Source organism: Rivihabitans pingtungensis, assembly GCF_003201855.1.
In the GTDB taxonomy this organism is placed as follows: Bacteria; Pseudomonadota; Gammaproteobacteria; order Burkholderiales; family Aquaspirillaceae; genus Rivihabitans; species Rivihabitans pingtungensis.
In genome coordinates this window covers 1-17,981 of the sequence record NZ_QJKI01000033.1, presented here as the reverse complement: position 1 = coordinate 17,981, position 17,981 = coordinate 1, and the positions used below count along the sequence as shown (strand labels likewise).

General features: G+C 54.8%; 12 protein-coding genes. 9 read left to right on the top strand and 3 right to left on the bottom strand.

Annotated features, from left to right (window positions below; all coding sequences use genetic code 11):
* Positions 1–54 precede the first annotated feature (54 nt).
* From DFR34_RS17800 to DFR34_RS15720, 3 genes are all read right to left on the bottom strand, one after another.
* On the bottom strand, positions 55–1,656 hold the full coding sequence (locus DFR34_RS17800; protein WP_110392109.1) for a flagellin N-terminal helical domain-containing protein: 1,602 nt from the start codon (positions 1,654–1,656) through the stop codon (positions 55–57).
* Between the two features lie 207 nt (positions 1,657–1,863).
* The gene (locus DFR34_RS15725; RefSeq protein ID WP_110392108.1) at positions 1,864–3,426 is read right to left on the bottom strand and encodes a flagellin N-terminal helical domain-containing protein; all 1,563 of its coding nucleotides are present in this window, start codon (positions 3,424–3,426) and stop codon (positions 1,864–1,866) included.
* Positions 3,427–3,992: 566 nt separating this feature from the next.
* Positions 3,993–4,217, bottom strand: a complete 225-nt coding sequence (locus DFR34_RS15720) for a hypothetical protein (RefSeq protein WP_110392107.1) — start codon at positions 4,215–4,217, stop codon at positions 3,993–3,995.
* A 533-nt stretch (positions 4,218–4,750) separates the two neighbouring features.
* On the opposite strand from DFR34_RS15720, the gene DFR34_RS15715 reads away from it, so the two are divergent.
* The 9 genes from DFR34_RS15715 to DFR34_RS15675 all read left to right on the top strand — a co-directional run bounded on the left by DFR34_RS15715 (position 4,751) and on the right by DFR34_RS15675 (position 17,712).
* On the top strand, positions 4,751–9,403 hold the full coding sequence (locus DFR34_RS15715; protein ID WP_110392106.1) for an O-linked N-acetylglucosamine transferase, SPINDLY family protein: 4,653 nt from the start codon (positions 4,751–4,753) through the stop codon (positions 9,401–9,403).
* Positions 9,404–9,546: 143 nt separating this feature from the next.
* Positions 9,547–11,736 carry an O-linked N-acetylglucosamine transferase family protein gene (locus tag DFR34_RS15710; RefSeq protein WP_110392105.1) on the top strand — a complete coding sequence of 730 codons (2,190 nt, stop codon included), beginning with the start codon at positions 9,547–9,549 and terminating at the stop codon, positions 11,734–11,736.
* A gap of 216 nt (positions 11,737–11,952) precedes the next feature.
* Positions 11,953–12,723 carry a glucose-1-phosphate cytidylyltransferase gene (rfbF, locus tag DFR34_RS15705; protein ID WP_110392104.1) on the top strand — a complete coding sequence of 257 codons (771 nt, stop codon included), beginning with the start codon at positions 11,953–11,955 and terminating at the stop codon, positions 12,721–12,723.
* Positions 12,684–13,805 carry a CDP-glucose 4,6-dehydratase gene (gene rfbG, locus DFR34_RS15700; RefSeq protein ID WP_245906921.1) on the top strand — a complete coding sequence of 374 codons (1,122 nt, stop codon included), beginning with the start codon at positions 12,684–12,686 and terminating at the stop codon, positions 13,803–13,805. Before rfbF ends, rfbG begins: the two co-directional genes overlap by 40 nt.
* 18 nt (positions 13,806–13,823) lie before the next feature.
* Positions 13,824–15,056, top strand: a complete 1,233-nt coding sequence (locus tag DFR34_RS15695; RefSeq protein WP_110392102.1) for a class I SAM-dependent methyltransferase — start codon at positions 13,824–13,826, stop codon at positions 15,054–15,056.
* On the top strand, positions 15,053–15,592 hold the full coding sequence (rfbC, locus tag DFR34_RS15690) for a dTDP-4-dehydrorhamnose 3,5-epimerase (RefSeq protein ID WP_211309457.1): 540 nt from the start codon (positions 15,053–15,055) through the stop codon (positions 15,590–15,592). The genes DFR34_RS15695 and rfbC overlap by 4 nt, the downstream gene beginning before the upstream one ends.
* A complete protein-coding gene (locus DFR34_RS15685; RefSeq protein WP_110392100.1) occupies positions 15,589–16,077 on the top strand; it encodes an acyltransferase in 489 nt (162 codons plus the stop codon). Before rfbC ends, DFR34_RS15685 begins: the two co-directional genes overlap by 4 nt.
* Entirely contained in the window at positions 16,074–16,931 is an 858-nt protein-coding gene (locus DFR34_RS15680; RefSeq protein ID WP_110392099.1) for an NAD-dependent epimerase/dehydratase family protein, read from the top strand. The genes DFR34_RS15685 and DFR34_RS15680 overlap by 4 nt, the downstream gene beginning before the upstream one ends.
* 19 nt (positions 16,932–16,950) lie before the next feature.
* On the top strand, positions 16,951–17,712 hold the full coding sequence (locus DFR34_RS15675) for a cephalosporin hydroxylase family protein (RefSeq protein ID WP_110392098.1): 762 nt from the start codon (positions 16,951–16,953) through the stop codon (positions 17,710–17,712).
* Positions 17,713–17,981: the final 269 nt, after the last annotated feature.

Here is a 17,981-nt window from a genome sequence, read left to right as displayed (position 1 = left end):
GGGCAAAGCCCGCCGGGTTTTTCAGTCAGCGACTGGCTAATCCAGTATAAGAAATTACTGGAGCAGTTGCAGGGCCGATTGCGGACGCTGGTTAGCTTGCGACAGCATCGCGGTGCCAGCTTGCTGCAGCACTTGCCAGCGCGACAGGTTGGAGGTTTCTTCTGCGAAGTCAGCATCCTTGATGCGGCTACGGGAAGCAGACAGGTTTTCTGCGGTGGTTTGCAGGTTTTCCACGGTCATCTGGAAGCGGTTTTGCAGTGCACCCAGCTTTGCACGTTCGCTGGAGATACGCGACAGGGCAGCATCCAGCACAGCCAAGGACTTGTTGGCGCCCAGAGCGGTAGAGATGCTGATACCAGACAACGGCTGATCCTTGGCGCCACCGATAACTTGACCAGTAGCCGAGACGTTCAGCAGGCCGTTAGTGGCTGATGCTGAACTCGTTTGCACGGTGAATGCCACGTCGTTGGTGAAGAACACGCGACCACCCACGGTCGTGGCTTGGCCCGTACCACCCAGCGTTGCACCGCCGGTAGCGGTGGTGCCAGCTGCAGCAGCGCCCACAGCAGTGATCGTGCCGTTGCTGTCATAAGCGCCTTGCACGGTCAGAATGTTCGAGGTGTTCCAGCTACCACCACCACTCTGCTGGGTGCTGACCGAAGCGTTGTTGATCTTGATGTCGCTACCGTCGGCAGCAAACAGCTCAACACGATAGGTGCCGGAGGAGCCCGGAAGGTCAACCTTCTTGGCAACCACGCCAGTTTTGCCAGAAGCATCGTTGATGGCAGTCACCAGGCCATCCACATCGCTACCTGCATTCGAGCTGTACGCCTGGATGCTCACGCCGTTCAGGGTAAAGTCAACAGTGGTGGTTTGGGTGCCAGTGCCCAGCGCCATGTAAGCGTAGGTTTCGCCACGAGCAGTCACACCACCGGTGTTGTTTTGCACGGCGTTGATGCGGGTAGCAATTTCCTTGGCCGACAAACCGTTGGCGCCCAGGTCAACGGTGCCTTCAACGCCACGCGAACGGATGGTGAGGGTTTGGCTGACAAAGCCGTTCTGGGTTGCGGTACCACCGGAGGCACTTTGAGTTTGTGCACGCATCATGGTGTTAGCCAAGGTGGTGCTCACCGTACCTGCGGTGTTGAAGTTCGACATATCAGCGGTTTTGGTCGAGTTGATACCAAAAGTGATAGTCTGGTTGGCGTTGGCACCCACTTGGAACTGGGTTTTGGAGAAGTCACCGTTCAGCAGATTCAGGCCGTTGAACTGGGTAGTGGTAGCCACGCGGTCGAATTCTTGCAGCAGCTGATCCACTTCAGCTTGCAGGGCTTTGCGGTCCGAGGTGCTGTTGGTGTCGTTGGCAGATTGCACGGCCAGAGTACGCACACGTTGCAGAATGTCGGTAGAAGTTTGCAGTGCGCCTTCTGCAGTTTGAGCAACCGAGATACCGTCGTTAGCGTTACGGCGAGCTTGGTTCAGGCCGTTGATCTGCGAAGTCATGCGGTCGCTGATAGCCAGACCAGCTGCATCATCCTTGGCGCTGTTGATGCGCAAGCCGGACGACAGGCGTTCCATGGTGGTGCTCAGGCCAACATTGGTGCTGGCCAGCTTGCGTTGGGTATTGAGCGAGGAAATGTTCGAATTGATGATCATGATGCAACTCCTTGAATAGAGCTTGAAATTGGGTAACGTTGATCGTGCGGATCTTCAGAGCGTTGACCGTCTCAAGAACGATTAACCCGCCGTCATCCTTGATTTCGACCCACTCGACGAGAACTTGAGCCGGTTTTCCAACTTTTTTACAACTTTTTCGTACGACACTAAAACGATACAGCAACCACGAAGCAAGCCGCTCCAGCACTAGCCACGCAACAACTCCAGCGCTCGCTGAGGCGCAGTGTTGGCCTGCGCCAGAATGGCCATACCAGCTTGTTGTGTGACTTGGATACGTGCCAAATTAGCCGTCTCTTGGGCAAAATCAGCATCATTGATTCGGCTTCGTGCACCGCTGATGCTTTCACCGCCCGAGGAGAGAAATTCTTGGGTAGCTCCCAAGCGGTTCTGCATGGCGCCCAATGATGCGCGATACATTGAAATTCGCCCCAGGATCGCGTCCACCAGGCCGATGGTTGTATTGCTGCCGTAGGTGGTAGAAATGTCGGCTTGAAGCAAGGTGGGGCCTTTGTCGCACGCAACAATTGATGTTGACGCGTAAGCCGAAAATCCCCCGGTAGAGCCTGCTGCCGAATGCACCAGACTGAAAGCAGCGTCACTGATCATCAGCACGCGCCCACCCACGGTGGTGTTTCGGTTCGAGGTGGCATTACCTGCGATCAAAGACACAGCAGCCCCCACATTGGCCAGGCCACTGGTCGAACCCGTATCGTACATTCCTTGTACGCCTACCGTTCCGATGGCCCCTGCGCTCCCCGTTCTTACTGTTACCTGCTGCAAGGAAATATCATCCCCTTCCGCAGCATGCAGCAACACGCCAAAACCGCCTCCAGCGAGCTGTTGCTTGCTGGCAACAACCCTGGTGGCGCTACTCGCGCTATTGATCGACAGCACCAAATCGTCGAGATCCATATCGGATCGGCTCGAATAAGACTGGATCGAGACACCATTGAGTTTGAAATCAATCGACGCAGTATCCGTACCAGATAGCGTCATCATGGCGTAAGTTTCTGCTCGAGCAGAAACCAAGCCTTGTTTATTCGTCAGGGCATTATTGATTCGGCTAGCCACCTCTTTGGCTGAGGTGCCTGCCTGCAACACAACGGTGCCAGTCATACCCTTGCTGGCCACGGTAAGATTTTGTGTCTGCAACCGGTTGCGTTGGCTGATGCTACCGTCAGAGGTAGCTGTCTGCGCCGCTTGCATGGAGTTAACTGAAGTCACTTCTGACCCCATGGTGTAGCTGTACAGGTCAGCTGCCCGAGTGGAGCGTACACCCAGCGTGATATTTTGGTTGCTGTTTGCCCCCACATGCAGATTGGTGTTCAGCGAGGAACCATCCAGCAGTTTGCGGGTATTGAATTCGGTATCTTTAGAGACACGATCAAACTCATAGACCAACTGATCGACTTCAGCCTGCAAAGACAAGCGATCTGAGTTGCTATTTGTGCCATTGGCTGATTGTACGGCTAGTTGACGAATGCGTTGCAGCAAATCAGAAGATTGCTGCAACGCACCTTCTGCCGTTTGCGCCATCGACACCCCGTCATTGGCATTGCGTTTGGCCTGAGCCAGGCCGTTTACTTGCGAAGTCATACGCCCGGCGATGGCTTGGCCTGCTACATCATCAGCAGCCACATTGATACGTAAACCAGAGGCCAGTCGCGCTGTGGCTACTTCAAGCGGACGGGCTGTTCCGTTGATCGCACGGCGAGAAAATAAAGAATTTGCATTTGAGTTAACAATCATGATCTTAGCTTCTCCATCGGATTCAACCGCCGGAACCGATCTGGACAACAAGGGGTTTGGCTACCAACGTGCAGCTAAGTGCCTTTGCAAAATAATCCTGAAAAGGCTGCGCGTCTTTGCTACGTAAAATCAACGTTTTATACTGGGCGCCTCTCTGGCGCTGACAGTGCGACACACTTAACTTGGTTGAAGCTGAGCGCCCACAACATACTACTGTATCGACCAATCAGCGCCGAACTTTAGCCCCGGGGTGCACCCAGGTTTGGCGGCTCAGTGCGTTTTTGGCTCGTTGCTGGCATTCGTGTAGTGATCCCTACGCCATGATGCATGATGTAAGTTACGACCTATTCAGATCGATGATGCAGCCCTTTACACAAACAGAACAAGTCAACATAGCTGTCAGCTGACCCAAGCCAGCAAGTGGCCGGTATCCTCGCTGGCCAATGAGTGTCGATCACCGCATCCCGCTCCGGATTTAGCACCACAGCCTCCAGCGGCGACTATTGCGTGTGTCTCTTGATCAAGGCGCTGGGTTGCGTTCTCCTGCCTGCTGATACACCGCATGGCTAAATCATCTGCAGGGCTTGGTCCTTGCACCGAAGCTCGCGCGACAGCGTCTTGATGCGTTGCCGGTCAGCTTTGGTGTCAGCGCGGGAGGCGCGAGCTTCTTCAGGGGCAGCCAGCACTTGTGTGGCAGACTGGCGGCATTGTTCGAGCTCTTGAGGAGCAAAGCCATGTTCGCGACACCAGGCGCTCTTGGCAGTTTCGTTCAGCTCGGCGGTCACCTGCATGGTCTCGAAACGGGCGTCGGTTGTCTAGCTGTGCTGATGGGTTGGCGTGTACAGTGCTTGCGCGCGGCAGTGCTCAAGTGTGGCGCTGGAGATGCTTGAATTCGCGTGCGACGACTTGGGTGGGGGTACTTTGTGGTGGCTGCAATCTTGCCTCTGCATTGTCTTTGAATGCTTGTCCGTTATTCTGGCTACGGTGGTGTTTCCTTATCGCGCCTGGGTTGAGGGTGTTGGGTTTGTTCTATGGAGGCGACAACTATTGTGACTGCAGGAGTGGGGCTGTCGTGGCGGTACAGCAGAAACGCAAAGGCTTGACGTCAAGTTAGCATTCTGACTAGCATGGAAGAATTTCTTATCACGCTCAGTGCTTCCTGATTTGGTGTATTCAGTAAAAAAGTGACTTAACACATCGAAAAAGACTCGCGAATTGTCTTTAGGCTCTTAAAAGCCGCTTCCATAAGCCTGCTTCCTCATAATACTAACTGCCTGCATGCAGTAAGGAAGCCCACTGTTTAATATTTCGGGGAAATTAATTCATGACAAACTCCAACTCCACCCTGATTTACCGAGGCAAGCGACTGAGTGTTGAGCAAGCTCTCCGTCAAGTAAGTGCATTGCTCGATAAAAATGAATTCATTGCAGCGGAGCCGCTAGCAAGAGAAATTGTTAAGGTAGAGCCCAAGCTGGATGCCGCCCTGCAAATGCTTGGGATTTCATTGAGCGAGCAGGCTGATCCTCATAAGCTGTCAGAGGCGCTGCAATACTGCCGGGCTGCTGTGGAAATCAACCCCAGTAGCCCACATTTGAAAAATGTATTGGCTAATGCATTAACGAGAGCGGGTCAGTTCACTGAGGCAGAGCAAATTTTTGCAGAGGCTCTGCAGTTATCCCCTGGCTTGCTGGATGCTCTGTACAATCAATCAAAACTGTATATCGCCATGAAGCGATATGATGAAGCAGAGGCTGGTTTTCAGAAGGCGCTCGTGAGTTCGCCCAACAATCCAAGTATTTGTCACAATCTTGGAATTTGTGCGTATAACAAAGAAAATTATAAACAAGCGATTTTGTGGTTCAAGCTGGCAATCCACCTGACTGAAGATGCTTACCGTAAAGGCGAATTGTGTTTTCATATGGGTTTGTGTAATGAGAAAACACATGCCTACGATGATGCAATTTATTGGTTTGAAAAATCGCTCGAATTCAATCCGATGAGCTTTCAGTCATTAATTCATATTAGCTACTCATTATTTTATAGCAATGAATTCATGCGGTCGGAGATGTATGCAGAAGCCTATCTTGAGCATTGCCCTCCCGCTGAAGTAGACGCACTCAATGCGCGTATGTTGTTGTGCAGCATCTATAAGGCGACAGGAAATAGCCTTAAAGCTATTCAGGAGTACAAGAAAATTGTTGCCGACTTTCCTGATATTGCGGCGGCATTTAGCAATATGCTGTTGGATATGGTGTACAGCGAAGAGGTTGAGCAGGATGAATTGTTCATGTGGTGCAAGAAATATGCTAGCCAATATGAAACACCTTACATCCCCTACTGGCCAAAGCACACCAATGTTGCAGATCCTGAGCGTAAACTCAGAATCGGCTATGTGTCTGCAGATTTCTTTAACCACTCGGTTTCATACTTTGCGCTTCCGCTGATTACTCGACATGATAAGCAACGGTTCGAGGTAATTACCTATGCCGTCAGAGACCTGCCTGGTGTGGTGAGTGATCAATACAAGAAAGAAACACGCTGGACTCCACTGAATCGGAGAACTACAGAAGAGTTTGTCCAAAAAATCATTGATGACAAGATTGATATCTTGATTGATCTTTCTGGGCATACGGGCGGCAATCAATTGGAAGTATTCGCACGCAAGCCAGCTCCGATTCAGGCTACTTGGCTTGGCTACCCATTTTCGACAGGGCTGACCAGCATTGACTACCGAATTGTAGATGCCATTGTCGAACCTAAAGGCACCACTGAGCATTTGAATACTGAGCGCTTGGTCAGAATTCCAGGCATGTTCTGCGCTTACCGGCCGTCTATTGCGGCACCTGAGCGTTTGGTTAATGGCGATCTGGATATTCGACCGACGCCAGCCAAGAAAAATGGCTATATCACGTTTGGTTGTTGCAACAATATTGCCAAAGTCACTGATTATACGCTGAGGTTGTGGGCCAAGGTGCTAGATAATTCACCGACGGCAATGCTATTGATTGAAGTCAGTGATGCGGACAGTGAGTTCACACGAAATCGACTGACCGAGCGATTTGAGTCCAATGGTGTGGCCATGCACCGAGTGATTCTGTCCAATAAAGCAAAAAATCGCCAATATTCGTTGTATCATGACATTGATATTGTGCTGGACCCATTCCCTTGCAATGGTGGCACCACAACATGTGATGCATTATTTATGAGCGTGCCAGTGGTTAGCCTGAACGGAGTTCGCTTCATGTCGCGTATTGGCGCGACTGCGCTGACGAACATCGGACACCCTGAATGGGCCACTGAATCACCGGATGAATATGTTCGTATTGCCACGGAGCTGGCATCTGATATTGAGGCGCTGGACCACATTCGGCAAACACTGCGTACAGAAGTAGAAAACTCTCCACTCATGGACGAAGTTGGGTTTACCCGCAAGGTTGAGCGTGCTTATCGAGAGATGTGGCGGGCTTGGTGCGCAACCCAGCATGGAGAGACTTATACGCCAGACTTGGACGGCGGAGAATCAGCAACTGATGGGTATGTTGTATCCGCTGCAGAGCCTGAAGTCCGGTCGGTTCAATGGCGTGAGTTAGACGCATTGTGCAAAGAGAAAAACTGGCTCGCTCTTCTGGAAAAAAGCCAGGCTATGCTGGCCGATGCGCCTGGTAGTCCTGAGTTGCATTATTTTAATGGTATTGCTTTATTGCATACGGCACAGCCAGAGATGGCGTTTGAAGCACTCGCCCAGGCATATCAGCAACAACCAGAGATTTGTGAGCATGCAACTGGCCTGGCAATGGTATTGAAGCAACTCGGACGTGACAGTGATGCCGAAGCTCTGCTACGTAAAACATGTGAACAATATCCCGATGCACTGGATGCATACTGCCTGCTTGCTGAATACCTGCAAGCACAAGGTCAGCGCCAAAGTTTAGCTTCAGAAGACACGAGCCAGAAGTTCAATGAAGCGATTTCGTTGATGCAACATGTTTTGGAAAAGGAACCTAAGCACCAGAATGCCTGGATTAAACTGGCGCAGCTTCAATATTACCGCAACCGCCCTTCTGAGGCGGAAGTGGCCGCGCGGCGTGTACTCAAGCTTGACCCCTTGAACTATGATGCCAATATCATTTTGGCGCAACTGTCGATGGCGCGTTTCAACTTTGTCCATGCAAATGAAATCTTGAGTAATTTGCTTGAGACGCATCCTGAGACAAACCTTAATCTTGCCGAGTTGACATTAGCCAAACTGAACATTCTGCGTGGAAATATTTCGAATGCAGTTCGCTATGATTTTATTGCGGTGCAAAAACAGCCGACTTCACCGGAAGCTTTAAGTCAGTTGTTTTGCCATCTGGACTACTATCAGATTGAATCGGCACAGTATAAAGCATTGCAAGCGCAGTTCTCGCAGGCGACTCAATCGGTTGACCCAGAGCATGTACAGCACCTGAACTTACCCGTGCCAGGGCGTAAATTGCGTATTGGCTTTGTATCAGCTTTTTCACATACCACAGCGACTGCCCATATGGCGCTTCCTGTTTTCGAGCTGATCAACCGAGGCGATTTCGACATTCTGGTTTACCACAATGGGGATCATTACGATCAGGTGGCACAGCATCTGCACCGGGTGGTGGGAACAGAAAATTGGCGCTTTACCCGAGGGATTGATGCAGAAGTAATGCATGCGTTGGTTATTGATGACCAAATTGATATCTTGATCGACATGGATGGGCACCAAAAACAAAACTTCCTGACCGCGTTTGCCCGTCAGGCAGCCCCTGTTCAGATCAAATGGTTGGGTAACCCCGGGAGTACTGGATTGCCCAATATGAACTACATTATTACTGACACGGTGCTAAGCACAGAGTCGTCGGATGTCTCGCTGTATACTGAAAAGCCGTTGTTCATGCAGGATCAGGCCTTTTGTGTATATCGTCCATTCGCCAGCAATCCAGAATGGCACAGTATGGCAATCTTTGCGCCACAGCCGGCACCTGCAGAAGAAAAGGGCTATTTTACCTTTGGCGCGATCTGCGACAATATTGCATTGACTCAGGAAAGCTTACGGTTGTGGGCAAAAGTACTGCTGGCTGTGCCAGAATCAAAGCTGCTGCTGACCAACCAGCATGTTCTTGAGCATGTGTGTCAGGTTCTCTCTGAGTATGGCGTAGAGGCCTCTCGTGTGATCACGCCTGGGGCAGCAGGCATCAACTCGATGTTACGTTTGTATCAGATTGTGGATATTGCACTGGATACACTCCCTTGTAATCAAGGGTTGAATTCACTGGATGCTTTGTGGATGGGGGTCCCATTGGTCACGCTAGCAGGTTCTAAACCTGCCCAGCGCATTGGGGCATCTATTCTGACCCAGTTAAAGTTAGACGAATGGATCGCTTCTTCCGAAGAAGAGTATGTGAATAAAATTATTGCGTTGGTGCAACAGTCTGCTGATGAGCGCCATGCTCAGCGCAAAAATCTTCGCGAAATGATGCGTCAGTCGACATTGATGAATGAAGTGGCTTATACCAAAGTCTTTGAGGCAAAACTGAAAGAGGCCTGGACAACTTGGTGCGATAGCCCGCAGTCGGCAGCAGCACATAGCCACATGAATGAACAAAACGCCTTGCAATTGTGCCATACGCTGATGGAGCAGGAGGCGTATGTTGAGGCATGGGAGGGTTACCGGGCTGTGCTGGCGAATTGGCCCAACTGTATGGAGGCTCTGTATGGCTTGGGCTTGAATGCTTTGCTGCGCGATCAACCCCAGTTGGCAGAGCAACTGCTCACTCGAGCACTCTCCGCCATGATGAAGAATGGGCACTCTTTGCTGGCAAATTGTTTAATCACACTTGGGCAAGCTTATTTGAGCCAAGGTAACTCAGAGCAAGCTCTGGCTTGCTGGCAACATGCACAGACATTGCAAGACTCAGAGCAAGTACGTGGCTGGATCACAGAACTGACAGGCGCTCTTCATTGATTGCTAGTCTACTGCTGATTCACGCACATACACTCACAGCTTCTTAGGCTATGCCAACTGCCGTCTGAGAAGCTGTGATCATCTGATGTCATGTGGCTGCTTGTTGCGCGGCCACATGACGTTAGCTCGAAAGCAGCCTATCCATGTTTGATGCCTCTTTGCTTCCTGATACTTTGCAGCATGCGCTACGCTCCCAACTGGACGAGATACATCTCAGCCCAAAGAACGCTAACGCGTGGTCTGCAGTGGCGGCATCTCTTGCTGAGTATGCCTATCAACATGTGTTTGCCTTATCGGAAACCGTTTGTGCCCTAGAGGCCGCAATCCAAAGCTATCACATGCTGGTGAGTTTACAACCAAGCAATGCCAACGCCTGGAATGAACTCGGTTGTCTGTATTTATATCGTAATCAACTGCCACAGGCCGAAGATGCATTTCGCCAGGCCTTATCTATTGATTCTCGATTGGCATGTGCGCACGGGAATCTTGGCTTGCTTTTTTCTCGGCAAAATAGAATTAGCGAAGCGATCGCTGCCAGCGAACAGGCTTTGTCGCTTGATTCTAGTAGTATGGCAGCCCTGAACCTTGCCCAGTTGTACGGTTTACGTGGTGATGCTGCCCAAGCGGTAAAAATTGCCCAGCATGCATTGCGTCACTCACCAGGACAAACCCTGGTGTATGGCCCATTGTTGATGTCCATGATTTATGCGGGCTCTCCTACCAAAGAGCGTCAGCAGATTTTAAAGCGCTATCGCCAGCAGATGGAGCGTGCCCAAGCTCGCCCTGCCCCCCATCTAAATAGTCCTGAGCCTGAACGCAAATTGCGCATTGCTTACCTATCAGGAGATTTCTGCCGCCATGCATCAAGCTATTTCACTGAAAGTCTGAGGCTTCATCAGGATCATGCGCAATTCGAAGTATACTGTTACTATAACGGTGACACGCATGATGCACTGACCCAGCGTTATATGAATCACTTCGCAGATCATTGGCGACACACCTATGGGGCCAGTGCCGATGCCGTCGTAGCGCAAATGCGCGCAGATTGTATCGATATTGCTATTGATCTGGCCGGACACACCAAAAATAATCTTTTGGAAGCGCTGGCTCGTAAACCAGCCCCAGTGCAATTGACCTGGCTGGGCTATCCAGATAGCACAGGGCTTTCGTGTATTGATTGGCGTATTACCGATTATATAGCTGATCCAGCGACACCGCAGCGCCAAAGCCTTTACACAGAACGGTTACGCTATCTCCCCGGCCCATTCTGCAGTTATACGCCCTTGGTGGATGCGCCAGAAAAGTATCACGACCCGGCGTATCAGCCAGGTCAGGCACCATGCTTGACACAAGGCTATATTACTTTTGGCTCAGCCAGTAATATTGTCCGTCTGACAGACGTTACCCTACAGCTATGGAGTCAGGTGGTGCTGGCCACCCCAGGAGCCATCTTGCTACTCGAATCCACTGGGCTGGAAGAGCCGGAGATTGCAGAGCGGCTCTATCAACGCTTTGCTTGCGCAGGCTTGCCTGCCGAACGGTTGCGCCTTATTCCACGCAAGCATAGTCCTCAGTATCAGATTTACCATCGTATCGACATTGCACTGGATCCATGGCCATGCAATGCTGGCACAACGACGCTGGATGCCTTGTGGATGGGGGTGCCAGTCGTCAGCCTAGCCGGAGATGCATTTTTCTCGAGAATTGGCGCATCAGTGCTCACTCACTTGGGACATCCTGAATGGGTTGCCCACGACGCTGAAGCTTTTGTCGATATCGCCCATCGTTTAGCCAGTGATCCACAACGCCTCAATGCCCAGCGCGCCGCGCTACGCACAGAAATGGAACACAGTCCGCTGATGGACACCATGGGATTTACCCGACACTTTGAAAGTGCCTTGCGTCAAAGCTGGCAAGCTTGGTGCGACAGTCCCGCCTCATCGGCAGCCAGAAAAAATGCCCAAGAAAAACACGAAGCGCTATCACTTTGCCAAATGTTGCTAGAAAAACAGTCGTATGCTGATGCCTTATCTGCTTATCAGATGGTGTGCGCACGCTGGCAGGAAAGTGGCGAAGCATGGTATGGAATCGGTCTATGCCTGCTGTTGGGAGAGCAACGTCTGGAACAGGCACACCATGCTCTAGAACAGGCCGTTCTGCGCTTACAGCAGGAAGAAAAGCACAGTGTTCTTGCTGACTGCTTGAGCGCATTAGGTAACCTATCTTTGCTACTCGGCAACCCCCAAGCCGCAGCTCACCAGTTTCAGCAAAGCCTGGAATTGAAGGAATCTCCAGACGTACGTGCTTGGCTGGCCACCATGCTTTCTTCTTGACACACAAGGTCTACCCAGGCATCACCCTCGTCGTATGCACAATCATGCCATGTATTACGTTCATTTTTTCAACACATGACCGATATACAAAAAGAGCGTAAAACACAAACACAATTGCATACCACTTGACGCTGGACCCGCTCATTCAGCGCCAGCATATGCTTGTGTTAGAGTGTAACCCCAATTCAACCATGTGATTTGTGATAGTAGACCCTTATGAAAGCCGTCATCCTCGCCGGGGGCTTTGGCACCCGCATCAGTGAAGAATCCCACCTGCGCCCCAAGCCGATGATCGAAATCGGCGGCAAGCCCATTCTGTGGCACATCATGAAGATCTATTCCCACTATGGAATCAATGACTTCGTGATCTGCCTGGGCTACAAGGGCTACATGATCAAAGAATATTTTGCCAATTATTTTCTGCACATGTCTGACGTCACCTTCGACATGAGCAGCAACCAGATGCATGTCCATCACAAGAGCGCCGAGCCCTGGAAGGTCACTCTGGTCAATACTGGTGAGAGCTCGATGACCGGTGGCCGTCTGCGTCGGGTGCGCGAATATCTGGATGACGACGACTTCTGCTTTACCTACGGTGATGGCGTGGCCGATATCGATATCGGCAAACTGGTGGAATTCCATCGCGCCCACGGCAAGCTGGCCACCGTCACCGCCATCCAGCCGCCGGGCCGCTATGGCGCGCTGGCCATGGACGGCGACGCCGTGCTGGGCTTTCAGGAAAAACCCAAAGGCGATGGCGGCTGGATCAATGGTGGCTTTTTTGTGCTCTCGCCCAAGGTGCTGAACTACATCGACAGCGATGACACCACCTGGGAACAAGAGCCGCTGATTACCCTGGCCGGTGAAGACCAGTTGCGTGCCTATCAGCACGACGGCTTCTGGCAAGCCATGGACACCCTGCGCGAGAAAAACCTGCTGGAAGATCTGTGGCAGAGCAAAACCGCGCCGTGGAAAGTCTGGAAATGACCGCGCCGGTGTTGCCCAACCCAGCCTTCTGGCGCGGCCGCAAGGTGTTCCTGACCGGCCACACCGGCTTCAAGGGCGGTTGGCTGGCGCTGTGGCTGCAACAGCTGGGCGCTGATGTCACCGGTTATGCGCTGGCGCCAGACACCGAACCGGCGCTGTTTGATTTGGCCGATGTCGCCCACGGCATGCGCTCGGTGATTGCCGACATCCGCGACGCCGACGCCGTGGCGCTGGCGCTGGCCAGCGCCCAGGCAGAAATCGTGCTGCATCTGGCCGCGCAACCGCTGGTGCGCGCCTCTTACGCCGACCCGCTGACCACTTACGCCACCAATGTGATGGGCACCGCCAATGTGCTGGAAGCTGCCCGCCACGTGCGCTCGGTGAAAGTCGTGCAGGTGATCACCACCGACAAATGCTACGACAACCGCGAGTGGGAATACCCCTATCGGGAAACCGACCGACTGGGCGGCCACGATCCGTACAGCAACAGCAAGGCTTGCGCCGAGTTGGTGGTGGACAGCTACCGCCGCTCGTTCATGCGCGAGGCCGGCATCCATCTGGCTTCGGCGCGCGCCGGCAATGTGATTGGCGGCGGCGACTGGGCTGTTGATCGCATCGTGCCGGACTGCATCCGCGCGCTGCTGGCCGAACAGCCCATCGACATCCGCTCACCCGGCGCCATCCGCCCCTGGCAGCATGTGCTGGAGCCCTTGTCCGGCTATCTGGTGCTGGCCGAGCAGCAATACGCCGATGCGGCAGGCGCACTGGCCAGCGGCTTTAACTTTGGCCCGGAATCCAGCGGCGCCGTGCCGGTGGGCGAACTGGCCGCCGGCATTGTCCGCCATTGGGGCCAGGGCCAGCTGAACATCAGCGGCGACCCGCACAAGCTGCACGAGGCCGGCACGCTGAAGCTGGACATCAGCAAGGCGCGCGTGCGCCTGGGCTGGCGTCCGCGCTGGGATTTCGACAAAACCCTGCACCACACGGTAGACTGGTATCGTCGAGTGCTTTGTCATGGCGAATCCGCCCGCCAGGTGTGCCTGGCGCAGATTGCCGACTACCAGACCCTCGCCCAACCTTAACTCCCAAGCGTGAATCACATGTCCCGTCACTGCCGCTTCTGTCATACGCCGCTGACCCACACTTTTGCCGACCTGGGCCTGTCGCCGCTGTCCAATTCTTATGTGAAAGCCGAGCGGCTGAATCAGGGGGAAATGTTCTACCCGCTGCACGCCTGGGTGTGCCCCAGCTGCAAACTGGTGCAACTGGAAGAATTCGAGCGCGCAGAAAATATTTTCAACGACGAATACGCCTATTTTTCCTCGTACTCCAGCAGCTGGCTGGCGCACGCCCGTCAGTACAGCGAGGTGATGACCGCCCGCTTTGGCCTGAACGCCGCCAGCCAGGTGGTGGAAATCGCCAGCAACGACGGCTATCTGCTGCAAAACTTTGTCGCCGCCGGCATCCCGGCGCTGGGCGTGGAGCCAACCGGCAACACCGCCGAAGTGGCCATCGGCAAGGGCATCCCCACCTGGGTGAAGTTCTTTGGCGTCGCCACCGCCCATGAGCTGGTCGCCGCCGGCCATGCCGCCGATTTGCTGCTGGGCAATAATGTGCTGGCCCACGTGCCGGACATCAATGATTTTGTCGGCGGCCTGAAAGTGGCGCTCAAGCCGGGCGGGGTGATCACCATGGAATTCCCCCATCTGCTTAACCTGATTCGCCACAATCAGTTCGACACCATCTACCACGAGCACTTCTCTTATTTGTCGCTGCTGGCGGTGGAGCGCATTTTTGCCCACCACGGCCTGGCGCTGTTCGACGTGCAAGAACTGCCCACCCATGGCGGCTCGCTGCGCATCTTTGCCCAGCACGCCAATGGCCCGCACGCCACTCAGCCCGGCCTGCAAGCGGTGCGCGACAAAGAAGCCGCAGACGGCCTGGACGAGCTGGACATCTACGCCCGCTTTGCCGCCCAGGTGGACGAAACCAAGCGCGCGCTGCTGCGCTTTTTGATCGACGCCAAAGAGCAAGGCCTGCGCGTGGCCGGCTACGGCGCGCCAGCCAAGGGCAACACCCTGCTGAACTACTGCGGCGTGCGCACCGACCTGATCGACTTCACCGTGGACGCCAGCCCGCACAAGCAAGGCACCTGGCTGCCCGGCACCCGCATTCCGGTGTACGCCCCGGAGAAACTGCGCGAAGCCAAGCCCGATATCGTGCTGATCCTGCCGTGGAACCTCAAGGACGAAATCGTCGCCGCACACAGCTATATCAGCGAATGGGGCGGGCGCTTTGCCGTGCCGATTCCGCGCGTGGAGTTTGTGGCGTGACGTTGACCGAAACGCCGATTGCCGGCGCCTGGCTGCTGGAAATTCAGCCCATCAGCGACGAGCGCGGCTTTTTTGCCCGCAGCCTGTGCGTGGACACCCTGGCCGCGCACGGCCTGGAAGGACGCATGCAGCAGCAAAGCGTGTCGTTCAACCAGCGGCGCGGCACGCTGCGCGGCATGCATTACCAAAGCGCCCCGCACGAAGAAATCAAGCTGGTGCGCGTCACCCAGGGCCGCATTTACGATGTGATCCTGGACTTGCGCCGCGACTCGCCCAGCTATCTGCGCTGGCACGCGGTGGAGCTATCGGCCGACAACCACCGCACGCTGTACATCCCCAAAGGCGTGGCGCACGGCTTTCAGACCCTGGAAGACCACTCGGAAGTGTTTTACCAGATGGCGCAGGCCTATGTGCCTGGCCACAGCTGCGGTGTGCGCTGGGATGACCCGGCGTTCGCCATCGACTGGCCGCTGGCGGCGCCGATTTTGTCGGAACGCGACGCCAGTTATCCGTCTTACCCAAGTGAATCTGCATGATTGAACTGCATCCTGATGCCCGCGTGTCGGCGCTCGCCGATATCGAAGACTCCACGCGCGGCACCCGCATCGTGCTGGGCGAACGCTCGGTGCTGGATTCCTTTGTCAAGATCAAGCCCGCTGGCGGCAGCGGCGACCTGATTATTGGCGCTCGCACGGTGATCAACTCCGGTTGTGTGCTGTACACCGGCAACGGCATCCAGATTGGTGACGATGTGGCGATTGCCGCCAACTGCACCTTTGCCCCGGTCAACCACGAATATCGCCGCCGCGACATCCCTATCCGCCAGCAAGGTTTTCGTCCGAGCAAGGGCGGCATTGTCATTGAAGATGACGTCTGGATTGGCGCCAACTGCGTGATTCTGGACGGCGCCATCCTGCGCCGTGGCTGTGTGATTGGCGCGGGCGCCGTGGTGCGCGGCGAGATCGCCCCCTACTCGATCAACGCCGGCCAGCCGCTGACCGTGATTGGATGGCGTGAATGAACACCCATGTCTTTACCGTGCTGGGCGCACAAGGTTTTGTCGGCCAGGCTTTAAGCCAATGGCTGCGCGCGCGCGGCCATGAGGTGCACTCCCCGGCGCGTCAGCTGCCGCCCGCTGAACTCAGCGCCAGCCTGCGCGGGCACGTGGTGTACTGCATCGGCCTGACAGCGGATTTTCGCAGCCGGCCGTGGGACACCGTGGACGCCCATGTGGGCGTGCTGCGCCAGCTACTGGCCGAAGGCCGGTTTGCGTCGCTGACCTATCTGTCCTCCACCCGCGTCTACCTGGGCGGCAACGCCGGCCATGAAGACGCGCCGTTGACCGTGCGGCCAGAAGCGCCAGACCAGCTGTACAACCTGTCCAAATTGATGGGTGAATCACTGTGTCACGCCGCCCATCGCCCGGAAAAACCGGTGCGGGTGGTGCGGCTGTCCAATGTCGTGGGCGGCGACCTGACATCAGATAATTTTATTTACGCCCTGCTGCGCGAAGCGCTGGCCACCGGCGCCATCCAGCTCAATAGCAGCCTGGATTCGGCCAAAGACTATATTGCCCTGGCCGACGTCACCCGCATGCTGGAATGCATCGCCAGCCATGGCCGGGCGCGCTGCTACAACCTGGCCAGCGGCCAGCAAACCCGCCACGGCGAGATTGTTCAGGCGATTGCCGCACTGACCGGCGCACGCATCAGCGTGACGCCGGATGCGCCGCGCATGGATTTTCCGGCCATCGACATCCGCCGCCTGCGCGAAGAATTCGGTTTTGCCCCCCAGCCGCCGCTTGACGGCCTGGCCGCGCTACTGCCGGCCACCCCGACGCCCGCCACGCCCGGCGCGGCCATCTCACCACTCTAGCAACACTTGAAGGACGACCATGATTCAGATCGATATGGAAAATGGCTGGGTCAGCGAAACCACCGCTGCCGGCGAACAGCGCTACCCGATCGGCACCGCCGAAGCGTTTTCGGTGATTTCCAAAGCCTGGCTGCGCAGCGGCTGGGACAATAAATACGTGTATTCCTTTGCCTGGATGGGCCGCCCGGTGATTCAGCTGCCGGAAGACATGCTGCGCATTCAAGAAGTGATTTATCAGGTCAAGCCCGATGTGCTGATCGAAACCGGCATCGCCCACGGCGGCTCGCTGATTTTCTACGCCAGTCTGTTCAAAGCCATGGGCAAGGGCCGGGTGGTCGGCGTGGACATCGAAATCCGCCCGCACAATCGCGCCGCCATCGAAGCGCACGAGCTGAGCAGCTATCTGACCCTGATCGAAGGCAGCTCCACCGCGCCGGACATCGTCGAGCAGGTCAAGGCCCAGATCAAGCCGGGCGACACAGTGATGGTGGTGCTGGATTCCTGCCACAGCAAAGAACACGTGCTGGGCGAACTGGAGGCCTATGCGCCGCTGGTCACTCAGGGTTCTTACATCGTGGCCACCGACGGCATCATGCACTGGCTGGGCAACGCCCCGCGCACTCAGGAAGACTGGAGCTGGAACAACCCGAAGAACGCCGCCGACGAATTTGTCGCCCAGCACCCGGAGTTCGACAACACCCAGCCGACCTTCCCGTTCAACGAAGGCAATATCACCGAGATGGTGACCTACTGGCCGGGCGCCTGGCTGAAACGCCGTTGATCTAAGAGATGGCGCAAACCGAATGACTTAAAAACGGCTTGCGCCATCCCAGTTTGTCAGCGCCGCAGACCAAATTCTCTTGGCGTTATTGCTCAACCTTGCCACGACTCGCGCTGTTTGCGCTCACTGCTCAGTCAGAGCCGCTGCACTGAATTTTATTTAGCTGTGCCAAGTCATCCCATTACACACAAGTAGCCAGTCACCGTAAGATGCAAGCCTTTCTCACCGACGAGCGCCATCATGAACTGGGCAGCTGAAGAATTCAAAAC

Excerpts from the sequence above, each read along its gene's own strand:
- DFR34_RS17800 (WP_110392109.1), bottom strand. The coding sequence starts at position 1,656 with ATGATCATCAATTCGAACATTTCCTCGCTCAATACCCAACGCAAGCTG.
- DFR34_RS15725 (WP_110392108.1), bottom strand. The coding sequence starts at position 3,426 with ATGATTGTTAACTCAAATGCAAATTCTTTATTTTCTCGCCGTGCGATC.
- DFR34_RS15720 (WP_110392107.1), bottom strand. The coding sequence starts at position 4,217 with ATGCAGGTGACCGCCGAGCTGAACGAAACTGCCAAGAGCGCCTGGTGT.
- DFR34_RS15715 (WP_110392106.1), top strand. The coding sequence starts at position 4,751 with ATGACAAACTCCAACTCCACCCTGATTTACCGAGGCAAGCGACTGAGT.
- DFR34_RS15710 (WP_110392105.1), top strand. The coding sequence starts at position 9,547 with ATGTTTGATGCCTCTTTGCTTCCTGATACTTTGCAGCATGCGCTACGC.
- rfbF (WP_110392104.1), top strand. The coding sequence starts at position 11,953 with ATGAAAGCCGTCATCCTCGCCGGGGGCTTTGGCACCCGCATCAGTGAA.
- DFR34_RS15695 (WP_110392102.1), top strand. The coding sequence starts at position 13,824 with ATGTCCCGTCACTGCCGCTTCTGTCATACGCCGCTGACCCACACTTTT.
- DFR34_RS15685 (WP_110392100.1), top strand. The coding sequence starts at position 15,589 with ATGATTGAACTGCATCCTGATGCCCGCGTGTCGGCGCTCGCCGATATC.
- DFR34_RS15680 (WP_110392099.1), top strand. The coding sequence starts at position 16,074 with ATGAACACCCATGTCTTTACCGTGCTGGGCGCACAAGGTTTTGTCGGC.
- DFR34_RS15675 (WP_110392098.1), top strand. The coding sequence starts at position 16,951 with ATGATTCAGATCGATATGGAAAATGGCTGGGTCAGCGAAACCACCGCT.